The following is a 10568-nucleotide window of genomic DNA, read 5'->3' on the forward strand; positions in this document are numbered from 1 at the left end:
GTTGAGGAAGATAAGGGGCTGTTGCATCTGCGGATAAGGATGCGAAATGGAGGGCTGGGGAGGCAAGAGGAATGCGCCCGAAAACGAAGAAGGCCGCCGGAGCCAAGCCCATCCCCCAACCCAGGAAGATGCAAACTCTTACCGGCGACCCGTTGGCAACACTTGTGAGGCAAGACAGGGGAAACCGCGCTGTCTAACTACCTTGATGCGGACTCGGTGGCGGGGGTTGCCGGGGTGCCGAAAGAATCTTCGCTTTCCGTAACCCGGCCCAGCAGGTCGGGGGAAAGTGAGGCGGTTGCCACGACACGGTTGCGCTTCTGGCTGATCTGGGTGCTCTTGAGCACCTCGCGCAGCGCGTCGTTGGAAGGGTTACTGGAAAGCTGGACGGTCACGTCGCGGGCGAGGACAACGATGGTGCTGAGCGCGGCGGCCTGGCTGGCGGCCTTGGCCTCGTCGGGGGCAATCTCTTCGACCCGGAGACGGACGGAGTTGCCGAGGGGGAGGCCAGGGGTGACGCTGGCGATGATGGTGGAGTCGTCCTGGAGCGGCAGGGACAGGCCGAGGACCTTGATAGCCCCGCTTTCAGAGAAGGGTAGACCGATCTGGCCGACTCCCCAGGCGACGGAAAGGAGCGGGACCTCGTGGAAGTGCTCGCTGAGCAGGGATGATCCAGCGAAGGGCAGGGCGGCCGTGCGATGGCGGTCGATGATGGAGTGGATCTTCTCAGTGGTGGGGAAGTTGGAGACGGCGATCATGTCGTAGCCAACCTGAGCGACGCGGACCATGCGGTTTTCCGATGGAACGTCGTAGATGGTGTGTCCGGCGTAGAGTTCGCGGCCGGCTGCGTGGCTGTCGAGCCAGGTGTTGAGGCGCTTGCCGGTTAGTTTGCCGGTAAGGACCATGGAGTAGGCGACCGGGCCATTGGGGCCATTGGGATCAGCCATGCGATGAAGCGCAATGGCAGCGGAGTCGAGGTCGCGCTCCCAGTCGACGCCGGTGGCATCTACGAACTCCTGGTACTCCGGGACGCGGCGGGGCGGCTTAAGGTCTTTGCGGAGGAAGGTGCGGACGGGCTTGAGGTTGAAGTAGATGATGCCGTCGGATTCAGGAAGGAGGCGGGCAGCCTCGGGCGGGGCCTTGGAGCGCAGGAAAACGGCGACGGCCAGCAGCAGCAGGACACCCGCTACCACGAGAAGCGTTCTACGCGTGCGTTTGTGCATTCGCCTCGGAGTACCCAGTACAGGATAGCGAATTGCGGCGGGCGAGTGAGGGGTATCTGGGCGGTATACGTATTCTCGGCGGCCCGGACAAGCAGGTGGAAAAGTGCGGTGCTGGTGGTGGTATACGTATTCCGGACGCAAAGTGCAGGGGCAAACCGGCGCCAAAATGGAACGCGCACGTCAGCCGGAATATGGAGGCTTTATGAGACCGAGATTTCAATTCGTATTTCTGGTGATGGCGTTGGTCGGCCTGATTGGCGGCGCCTGCAGCGCGGCGGGGCAGAGGCCAAAGGGGCCCTGCGACATCTATGCTGCGGCGGGCGATGCATGCGCGGCGGCGCACAGCACCACTCGCGCGCTCTACGCCTCTTATGACGGGCCGCTCTATCAAGTGCTGCGGCAGTCGGACATGAAGACGCTGGACGTGGGTGTGGTGCGGCCTTCGGGGGCGGACCCGGGCGGGTATGCGGATGCGGCGGCGCAGGACAAGTTCTGCGCGAATACGTATTGCTGGATCACGAAGATCTACGATCAGTCGCCCAAACATAACGACCTGACCCAGGCGCCGCGCGGTGGGTTCAGCGGGCCGGCGATGGGCGGATTCAACAACCTGCCGCTTGCGGATATGGCTCCGGTCACGGTGATGGGGCACAAAGTCTATGGAGTGTTCATCGAGCCGGGAATGGGCTTGCGCGATGACGATCCGCGGGGCACGGCGGTAGACGACCAGGCTGAGGGGCAGTACTGGGTGATCAACGGCCTGCACTTTAACAACGGATGCTGCTTCGACTATGGCAATGCGGAGATCGATAGCCGCGACGACGACAACGGGACGATGGAGACGGCTTACTACGGAAACGCCACGCCGTGGTACCACGGGAGCGGCGCGGGTCCGTGGATTATGACGGACCAGGAAAACAACCTGGTGGGCTGCGTGAATGCGGATGGCAGCAAGGGGTGTCCGAATCTGCCCACGATCACGTGGCGATTTGCGACAGCGATTGCGAAGGGCGAGCCGCACCACTGGACTTCGATGGGCGGGGATTCGCAGAAGGACGATTTGCAAGTGATGTTCAGCGGGCCGCGGGTGAACTCGACGTATGACCCGATGCGGAAGCAGGGGGCGATTCTGCTGGGGAACGGTGGCGACAACAGCAATTCTTCTCAGGGGACGTTCTACGAAGGGGCGATGACGGAAGGGGGGACGTTTCCGACGGATGCGACTGATCAACTGGTGCAGCAGAACGTGGTGGCTGCGCACTATGATGTGGCGGCGCTAACGGTGGCTCCTGCTTCGGCGATGGAGAAAGCGCCGGGGCTGCAGACGTTTACGCCGGGGTCGTCGCAGGATGTGACGGTGACGTTTACGAATACGACGGGCACGCCGGTTAGCGGGCTGAAATTGAGTGCTGCGGTCCCGAAGCAGTGGACGGTTGCCGTCGAGGGCGGCAGCGGTGCTTCGAAGACGGTGGCTGATGCGGTAGCGCCGGGTGCAAAGGCAAGCGCGACGTTCAAGGTGACTTCGGGTAGTGCGGGCGTGAACGGAGATCTGGTTGCGAGCGCGGTGTGGACGGGTTCTGGTGGGAAACCGCGGAACGAAAGCGCAACCGAGAAGTTGCGGAATGTAGGAGCGATCAAGATCAACGAGGTTCGGATTGGATCGGGGGCGGGAAATCAGACCGATTCGTACATTGAGCTTTTCAATGCTGGAGCGAACAGCGCGGATCTTTCGAACTGGACGCTGACGGAGCACCCGACCCAGGAGCCGGTGTTCTCGACGGTGAAGATTCCGGCAGGAACGCAGCTTGCGGGGCATGGGATTTATCTGCTGGGGCTTGCGAATTCCGGGCTGGCAGCGGGCGCGAAGTCCGGCGATACCGCGATCCACGTGAGGAGCACGGAAGGGATGTCGGCCGGCGACACGGTAACTATTGGCAACGGTGCTGATGCGGAGACGCGAAAGATTGCGAGCGTGGGCAGTGCTGCAACCGCGAGTACGACGGTGTGGCAGCCGCTCCCGGATGGTTACATCACGATCCCGAAGGGTGCGAAGAACGTGCCGGTGATCAGCACGGCGGGGTTCAAGGTCGGGGAGAAGATTGCGCTGGGGTATGGCGGGACGTATCCGGCTGTTGCGAAGGGGATGGAGAAGTACGAGGTTGCGACCGTGACCGCGGTGGGCAAGCGCGGAACGCAGAGTTACCTGGCTGAGGATGCGGCGGTGGGCGCGACGAATCTGAAGGTGATGTCCGTCGCGGACATTTCGGTTGGCGACAAGATCAGGCTCGACATTGACAGCAAGGGGCACGGGATCGAGACGGTCACGGTGAAGAACGTGGGCACTGAAGCGAAGCACACGAATCTGTCGGCGGGCGCCGCGGCAGGCGCGACGAACATCAAGGTGCGGAGCGTGGGGAAGCTTGCGGTTGGCGAGAAGCTGTTTATCGGAATGCCGGCTAATCACGAAGAGGTGACGATCTCGTCGGTGGGGACGGGAGGAAGGAACGGGAGCGGAATCGATTTCTCGCCGGCCCTTGCGAAGGAGCACGGGATCGATGAACTGGTGTTGGCGACGGGGACCGGGATCGATATCGAGCAGCCGCTGAAGTTTGCGCATGCGCAGAATCTGCCCTTCAGCGATCGCGGTACGGGGATCAGCTTTGAGCCGGCAACGGCATTCGAACACTGGAGCAATGAGCCGGTGGTGGCGCTGGGCAGCGGGATCACGCTGGATCAGCCGCTCGCAAAGGCTCACGATGTGGATGCGGTGGTGCGCGATGCTGCGGTGAAGAGCGCGGGATACCAGGGAGCCCCGGAGCCGAACCAGTGGTTCGGCGGGCCGGAGCTGACGGCACATGTGCCGTTTTTCGATCGGATTGTTGCGCGGCGGGAAGGAAGCATCGTGCTGCGCGATGCGAGCGGGCAGGTGGTGGACAGCATGAACTACGGAGGCATCGTGGATCCGTGGGCTGCTGAGGGATACCAGGCAGTCTCCGGCACGGACGAGACTGGCTGCCATGCGCCTGCTCCGGGTGCGCTGATGAGCTTTGGCGCAAACGAGGTTGGCAATGCGGTGAGCACAAGCGTTGGGCGCTTCCCAGACGGCGCGGATACGGACAGCAACTGCAATGATTTCCTGATTCAGGCTGCGGCAACGCTCTCAGTCGGCACGGCAGAGGGCACGAACAACATCAAGGTGTCGAGCGTGGAGGGATTCGAGCCGGGCGAGTCGGTAATGGTCGGATCGGGATCAGATGCAGAGAAGGCGACGATCGCGTCAGTAGGCACGGCGGGGGCGGCGCGCGCGATTGCGGCCACGACGGCGGGCGCGAATGTGATTCCGGTGTCGAATGCAAACGGATTCCGCGACGGGCAGGAGATCACGATCGATAGCGGCGAGAATGCGGAGACGGCGCAGGTGCTGTCGATTCGGCGATTCGGTGCGACGTCGATTACGGTATCGAAGCCGCTGGCACATGCTCATGCCCTTGATGCGCAGGTGTCTGGGAGCGGGATTACGCTGTCTGGCCCGTTGACGCGGGCGCATCGCGAGGGCGCGCAGGTGAATGGGGATGTGCCTACGCCGGGGGCGCCGAATCAGTATCACCGGACGAAGGCGCGGTGAGGCGGTTATCAGTTGCCAGTTGCCAGTCTTCAGTCAGGCAGTCTTCGGTTGTCAGTTAGCCTGTAGCCCACCCTAGCGACAAAAACGGCCGCAAGGATGAGGCAACCGGCATCCGGCTGGTTGTTGTGGATTCCCAGGTCTCAGAATCGAGACCTGGGGCACCCGGCGCCCGACGTTCTCGTTTTCCCACCCATTCGACAAAACACGTCCAACGGACTGGGCTCTGGCAATGTCCGGTCAATTTTGAGTTGTCTGGGAATTTGTTTGCGAGTCGCCGGAAGGAGGCGCGAAGTCCTGCATGTTAAAGACCCTCCAATCGCCGCCTGGCGGACGCACCCAGAGTTCGAGCATCACGAGGCCAAGACCGTCTTCGAAGTAGGGGAGATGCATGGTGTGTCTTCCGGCAGCTAGAACGATGTGGCCGGCCCCCGTGACTGCGGGGTGTTTCCCGTCAATTTTGATGACCTGAGTGTCGTCAATCTGCAGCACTGCTCCGTCATCGGAAGTGAGTTCGAATTGATACTCTCCAGGCGTGCGGACCCAAAACGCGCCATGGTAGTCGAGTCCAAAGCTGCTGTCACAGGTCACGCCTGGAAGAGAGCACGGACGAGGGGATTGCTGGTTAGGGATCAGCAGGTAGTCGGCATAGAGAGTTCCGACTGGATCCAGTTCGCGAAAATCAGGCAGACCACCGTAGTCGCGTAATTCGTACACATCCGCACAAAGCCCGTGCGGCTTGGGCACGACGGAGCCAAAGGATCCAATTGCGTCGCGTGCTGGATTCCTGATGATGAAGTCATGACTTGCTGCCGACAGCGGGAGGTCATCCGAGGCTCGGCCTTATGAGGCATTCTCGTTTGCTGGAACCATCGCGCTCACCACGCCTATATTGCCGGTCGCGCGATCGCGGATAACGAATCGGATCATTGCCAGATCGTTTTGGGCGGGAACCTCGAAGAGCGTTTGCAGCCCGTGCTCCTGAACACGTGCATAATCCACGCGTGAGAGGACCCGATCCGTGGTCCCCTTCAAGAAGTTCAACTCCCGGCCCATGGCGTCGAAGTTGCACGCGCCGTAGTCGAGCTGCACTCGTCGACCGTTATCGAGCATCGAGACGAATGCGAGCGAGTCAGGCTCGATTTGCACCAGATAGCGAAGGACGTCAGTCCGGCCCGTGACCACCGCCTCGGCACGCAACGAGATCGACGGAGGCACACTCGAGTGTGTGCACGCCGCTCTCCGTAGTTTCGCATCGAGCTCGCGCGAGGCGATGTGTTCCAGGCGTTTTGATGGTTCCGTCTGCCCAACGAAATATTGGTGCTGATAGGAAAGCTTCACGCCATGGCGACGCGTCTCCACCCGCACCTCGTGGAAGCCACTCGTCCACCTTTGATCGCTGGGCCGATAGGCCAGGATGTAATGCGCGGTGAGACGATCGAGACAACGAACAGGCTGAGCGCGCAGAAATCCGGTCTGGGCCGTTTCGGAGAACTGATCGGGACGATTCGGGTCAAAGAAACGAACGCTTGTAACAACTCCAGCTGCCTTCTGCCGGTGAGAAGGTTCGAAGACTTCGAAGTCTCCGATACCAAGGTCAAGGACCGGGCGGCTTCGCGTATCGAATGCGAAAACACCGAGGAGAACCTCACGCGTGGTCAGACGCAGCGTGATTCCGGAATCCTGTGGTTCGGCTTGCGAACAGAGTTGCGGAGGCCACCCGAGCGCGATGCCACACATTGCGACCATGAGAAAAGCTCGAAGCGTTCTGTGTATCTGGCAGGATCGGCAGATATCCTGACACGAACACAAATCTCTCTGCGTCCTTTTCTTCAGCACAGAGCCCTCCCGTTGCTGAAGTAACGTCGATGACGTCGCCCCTGCTCCGGATGGTATTCCCGACGCTTCAAGTCAGGTGTGACCTTTATCTCAGTTGATCAATGCGTGAGCGAGAAGCTGTAGAGCTTGGTAGCGGTGGGGATGGTGTCGCCGAGCGCGGTGTCTGAGGGCGGGAGGAAGCCGTACTCGCCGCGGTCGAACTCTTCGTTCATTTCGATGAGATAGACGCGGGGCGCGATCTTCTTGGGCGTGTAATCGAGAACATCGCGAAGGGCGCCGCCGGCGTCCTTGACGATGCCGCCGTTGGCGGCTTTGAACTCGCGGCTGTCGGCATTGGAGTGCAGGTGGATGAGCTGGTACTCGCCGGGAGCGCGGCCTTCAGGCACGTAGAGGATGAACTTCGCGGGCATCTTGAGCAGAAGCGAGCTGCGATTGCCGCCGACGAGTCCTGTCATTTCACCTTTAAGGACGCCGGCGCTGGCAAGGTGCTTGAGCGAGCCTTCCTTCTTGAAGTTGACGACCTCGGCGGGGACTTCCTGCCAGTGGTTGCCGGCCTTTTCGAGGAAGTAGACGCCTACGCTGTCGACACCGGCGGGCAGGGTGCCGGGGGCAAGCGTGATCGGTGCGGGGATGTCAGCGGTGCCTGCTGCGGTTGCTGCGGCTGGAGCGGTTGCGGCGGGGGCTGGTGTGGCTCCGGATGCCTTGAGGATCATGGCGGAGACGACCTTGTCGCCGGCTCCGGCCTTTTTGAGCGCGATGAGCGCGTTGACGGAGGTGTCGTAGTCGCCGGGCGAGGAGTTGATGGTGGTGACGATGAGCTCTTCGGAGAGACCGGCTTTGAGGAGCTTGATGACGGAGTCGTTGGTGAGCGTCTCCTGTGCGCAGAGCGAGGCCGCGTAGAACAGTGGGCAGAGCACGAGAAGAAGGCAAGCGAGAAATGCTTTACGCATGAAGGCACCTCAAGTGGAGCAGCGCGTTGTACGGAGACTGGAGTAATGATTTCGCGGGAAGGGTAGAGGGAGCAAGGGGATTCGGCGGGGGGTAACGTGACGAGTGGCTGAAGAGGAAACAGAGCGGCGCAGCCGGGGCTGCGCCGCTTTGAATACAGCTTCGAAGGCTACTGTCCCGGTGCCTGCTCGAGTTCCGCAGTCAAATTGACCGTGCCACCGGTTACGTTCAGCGTCTTTGTCCAGTCAACGAACCCCTTCTTCTTAACTACAACCTGGTGTGAGCCAGACGTGAGGTTCACGCTTGACGGAGTATTGCCAACGAAGTTGCCATCGAGCTCGATGTCAGCGCCAGCCGGAGTTGATGCTATCGCAAGAATTGCCTGAGCTACGGAAGGCACGGTAGGACCGGGGGCCGCAGGAGCGGCCCCGAAACGCGCCATGTCCAAATGCATATCACCGTCGACAAAGGCGGTGATCTCAGTGCCTTGAGGAATGGTGATGTCTTTTCCGTGGATAAAGAGGAAAAGTGGTGCGGCTGGGAAGAAGACGATGGACGTGGCGACTATTGCGCCCGTCATCGCTCCGACATGGCCACCACCCTTTGCTTCCTTAACGGCCCGGAGAGCCACCTTTTCGCTGTCCGCAAGGCGAGCGTAGCTAATGGCAACGTTGAGTTTTCCCGCACGGCCCATGCTCTTCTTGTGTTCGGCTTCGGTGACATTCGCGATGGCTGTCGCTCCTTTGGGCAGAACGATGGCGTCATCTACCTTCACCTCTTCAATCACCTCGAAGGGGACTTCCTGACCAACTTTTGCTTCGGCCGAGGATATTGACTGGCTAAGGCGCAGCTTGATGGGCGTGCCATCAAGCAAAGTGTGGGGAGCCTGAGGGGTCGAAGGGCTTACCTGTGGTGATGTTGCGGGGCTGACGGGAGCGGGCGCCTTAGGTTGTTGCGAGTAGACGAGGGAACCAGACAAAACCAATGCAAGTGCAGATGAAATTCGCCTCATGTATTTCTCCATAATGAGTGGAGCTGATTGATGTACTTCAGCGACTGTGCGGCAAAGGGAGAGGCTTCACAATCCCCCGAACATAGCAATAGCCGCTCTAAGACACCAAGAATCGGTCTATCCCGAGCAGCGAGGCTGTGATTGCGGGCACTGAAGCGGGCGCGTGTCAGTAGCAAGCGCTGGTCTGCGGATTGGGGCCTGTGGAGAATTGCTTTCCAGGTCGCCGTCGGCGGACGTAAGTGCCTGCGATAGACTGTGGATACGCCGGTTTGCCCGGTAGTTTCCGGTGTGCTAACCTTAGAAACTGTGCCGAGTTATGTGCGGAGCAGGAGTGTGTCCGCGGATTTCCCGGTGTTTTCCCGGCAGTGTTTCGTAGTGGTCGGGCTGGCGTAGCTCAGCTGGTAGAGCATCTGATTTGTAATCAGAGGGTCGGGGGTTCAAATCCCTTCGCCAGCTCCACTTAGAGGCAGGACCGGGGCATTGGGCGGCAGGCAAGTTCAGAGGTTCGGCGGGAGAGGGTAAGCGCCGGATCTGTCCTCTGCGGTAACCCCACTGAGGTGCATGCTCCGACAGCCGGAGGGTCTTCCGGCAGGTTCGTATGCGCGGATGATGGTTGTGGTTCGTAGTTTTCCACCCAAGCAGAGCTTGGATGGGGCACCCAGGTTAGGTTGGGTGGGTAATAAGGCCGGGAAAGACTTGATTCCTACCTGGTCGACAAATTGGGCACAGGTGGCCGAGCGGTTAATGGCAGCAGACTGTAAATCTGCCACTCATTCGAGTTACGGAGGTTCGAATCCTCCCCTGTGCACCATAAAGACAGTTGTCAGTGATCAGTTCTCAGCTGTCAGTTTTGGGGCTGCTGGAACTGGGTGTGAAATGGAAAAGTCCGGCACCACGCTAGAGAAGAAGTACCGGGTGGCGCTGGTTTTGTACGCGGGATTGGCGGTATTGAGTTGGTTTACCCTTGATGCAAGGATTCCGGTCGGGGGCAGGTTGGTGGAATTGAAGTTCGTTCCGCTGATCATCATCGGTGGGCTGGCATTGCGCACCATGGTGGCGATGAGGGCGGAGAGGATTCGCCGGAAGAACAGCTCTTAGCTGCTAGCTTTTAGCTGTTAGCTCATTTGTGCGAGGTAGGCGACTTTAGATCGCCCAAGAGCTAAGAGCTAACGGCTAAAAGCTCATAGCTGATTTAGGTTTTAGGGCTGATGTAGCTCAGTTGGTAGAGCACTCCCTTGGTAAGGGAGAGGTCACCGGTTCAATCCCGGTCATCAGCTCCAGAAGTACAGCTTTTAGCTCTTAGCTATCAGCTCTCAGTTGCACCGTGGTGAAGCGGCCATCTTGGCCGTGAACGGAAAGACTGAAAGCTGAGGGCTGAGAGCTGAAGGCTTGATTAGGCGGGAGTAACTCAGTGGTAGAGTCACAGCCTTCCAAGCTGTTGGTCGCCGGTTCGATCCCGGTCTCCCGCTCCAGAGATTGAGGCAAGGCAGAGTAGAGATGTTTGAACAGGCAGCCATCGCGGTACAGGACGAGAAGACGTATGCGGCGCTTCATGCGCAGATCGACGCCCGGTTTGCGCCGAGCGATGTGGAGCCGTTTCTGGATCGGGTGACGCGTTCGAAGCTGCGCATCCGCGATTTCGAAAGCATTCTGAATAAAGGGCTGCTGGGTAAGGAAGCGATCGGGCTGTACAAGGCACTGCCGGTTTCAGACCAGGGACTGACGCGCGAGCGGTATCTGCGGCTGGTCGAGAAGGTGCCGGTGGAATTGCGGCAGCGGTATTTGAAGGCGTACGCGTACTACTGAGGTAAGCCGTCAGCTCTCAGCTTCAGCTGTCAGTTGACGCAATGAACTTTTGCAGCCTGGATGAGGCTGAGAGCTAATAGCTGAAGGCTGATAGCTGATTTTTGAGGGAAGGGAATCGAGC

General features: G+C 60.0%; 8 protein-coding genes and 4 tRNA genes. 7 read left to right on the plus strand and 5 right to left on the minus strand.

Annotation, left to right across the window (positions count from 1 at the left end; all coding sequences use genetic code 11):
• Positions 1 to 197: 197 nt before the first annotated feature.
• The gene (locus DHV10_RS24740; RefSeq protein WP_204101520.1) at positions 198 to 1220 is read right to left on the minus strand and encodes a hypothetical protein; all 1023 of its coding nucleotides are present in this window, start codon (positions 1218 to 1220) and stop codon (positions 198 to 200) included.
• A gap of 202 nt (positions 1221 to 1422) precedes the next feature.
• On the opposite strand from DHV10_RS24740, the gene DHV10_RS24745 reads away from it, so the two are divergent.
• Positions 1423 to 4845, plus strand: coding sequence for an arabinofuranosidase catalytic domain-containing protein (locus tag DHV10_RS24745; protein WP_109489096.1), 3423 nt, complete (start codon positions 1423 to 1425; stop codon positions 4843 to 4845).
• A 237-nt stretch (positions 4846 to 5082) separates the two neighbouring features.
• Here the strand turns inward: DHV10_RS24745 and DHV10_RS24750 are convergent, their stop codons facing one another.
• The 4 genes from DHV10_RS24750 to DHV10_RS24765 all read right to left on the minus strand — a co-directional run bounded on the left by DHV10_RS24750 (position 5083) and on the right by DHV10_RS24765 (position 8641).
• Positions 5083 to 5589, minus strand: a complete 507-nt coding sequence (locus DHV10_RS24750) for a PA14 domain-containing protein (RefSeq protein WP_204101521.1) — start codon at positions 5587 to 5589, stop codon at positions 5083 to 5085.
• A 96-nt stretch (positions 5590 to 5685) separates the two neighbouring features.
• The gene (locus DHV10_RS24755; RefSeq protein ID WP_109489098.1) at positions 5686 to 6591 is read right to left on the minus strand and encodes a vWA domain-containing protein; all 906 of its coding nucleotides are present in this window, start codon (positions 6589 to 6591) and stop codon (positions 5686 to 5688) included.
• 188 nt (positions 6592 to 6779) lie between these two features.
• The gene (locus tag DHV10_RS24760; RefSeq protein ID WP_109489099.1) at positions 6780 to 7631 is read right to left on the minus strand and encodes a hypothetical protein; all 852 of its coding nucleotides are present in this window, start codon (positions 7629 to 7631) and stop codon (positions 6780 to 6782) included.
• Positions 7632 to 7798: 167 nt separating this feature from the next.
• Positions 7799 to 8641, minus strand: a complete 843-nt coding sequence (locus DHV10_RS24765; protein ID WP_109489121.1) for a PEGA domain-containing protein — start codon at positions 8639 to 8641, stop codon at positions 7799 to 7801.
• A gap of 383 nt (positions 8642 to 9024) precedes the next feature.
• On the opposite strand from DHV10_RS24765, the gene DHV10_RS24770 reads away from it, so the two are divergent.
• The 6 genes from DHV10_RS24770 (at position 9025) to DHV10_RS24795 (ending at position 10447) form a co-directional block, all read left to right on the plus strand.
• Positions 9025 to 9100 (plus strand) — tRNA-Thr (locus DHV10_RS24770).
• A 264-nt stretch (positions 9101 to 9364) separates the two neighbouring features.
• Positions 9365 to 9452, plus strand: a tRNA-Tyr gene (locus DHV10_RS24775).
• Positions 9453 to 9517: 65 nt separating this feature from the next.
• Positions 9518 to 9739 carry a hypothetical protein gene (locus DHV10_RS24780; RefSeq protein WP_109489100.1) on the plus strand — a complete coding sequence of 74 codons (222 nt, stop codon included), beginning with the start codon at positions 9518 to 9520 and terminating at the stop codon, positions 9737 to 9739.
• Positions 9740 to 9845: 106 nt separating this feature from the next.
• A tRNA-Thr gene (locus DHV10_RS24785) sits at positions 9846 to 9921 on the plus strand.
• A gap of 117 nt (positions 9922 to 10038) precedes the next feature.
• Positions 10039 to 10113, plus strand: a tRNA-Gly gene (locus tag DHV10_RS24790).
• Positions 10114 to 10138: 25 nt separating this feature from the next.
• On the plus strand, positions 10139 to 10447 hold the full coding sequence (locus tag DHV10_RS24795) for a hypothetical protein (RefSeq protein ID WP_109489101.1): 309 nt from the start codon (positions 10139 to 10141) through the stop codon (positions 10445 to 10447).
• Positions 10448 to 10568 lie beyond the last annotated feature (121 nt).

Origin of the sequence: Occallatibacter savannae, assembly GCF_003131205.1 — a bacterium.
In the GTDB taxonomy this organism is placed as follows: Bacteria; Acidobacteriota; Terriglobia; order Terriglobales; family Acidobacteriaceae; genus Telmatobacter; species Telmatobacter savannae.

Excerpts from the sequence above, each read along its gene's own strand:
- DHV10_RS24740 (WP_204101520.1), bottom strand. The coding sequence starts at position 1,220 with ATGCACAAACGCACGCGTAGAACGCTTCTCGTGGTAGCGGGTGTCCTG.
- DHV10_RS24745 (WP_109489096.1), top strand. The coding sequence starts at position 1,423 with ATGAGACCGAGATTTCAATTCGTATTTCTGGTGATGGCGTTGGTCGGC.
- DHV10_RS24755 (WP_109489098.1), bottom strand. The coding sequence starts at position 6,591 with ATGGTCGCAATGTGTGGCATCGCGCTCGGGTGGCCTCCGCAACTCTGT.
- DHV10_RS24760 (WP_109489099.1), bottom strand. The coding sequence starts at position 7,631 with ATGCGTAAAGCATTTCTCGCTTGCCTTCTTCTCGTGCTCTGCCCACTG.
- DHV10_RS24765 (WP_109489121.1), bottom strand. The coding sequence starts at position 8,641 with ATGAGGCGAATTTCATCTGCACTTGCATTGGTTTTGTCTGGTTCCCTC.
- DHV10_RS24780 (WP_109489100.1), top strand. The coding sequence starts at position 9,518 with ATGGAAAAGTCCGGCACCACGCTAGAGAAGAAGTACCGGGTGGCGCTG.
- DHV10_RS24795 (WP_109489101.1), top strand. The coding sequence starts at position 10,139 with ATGTTTGAACAGGCAGCCATCGCGGTACAGGACGAGAAGACGTATGCG.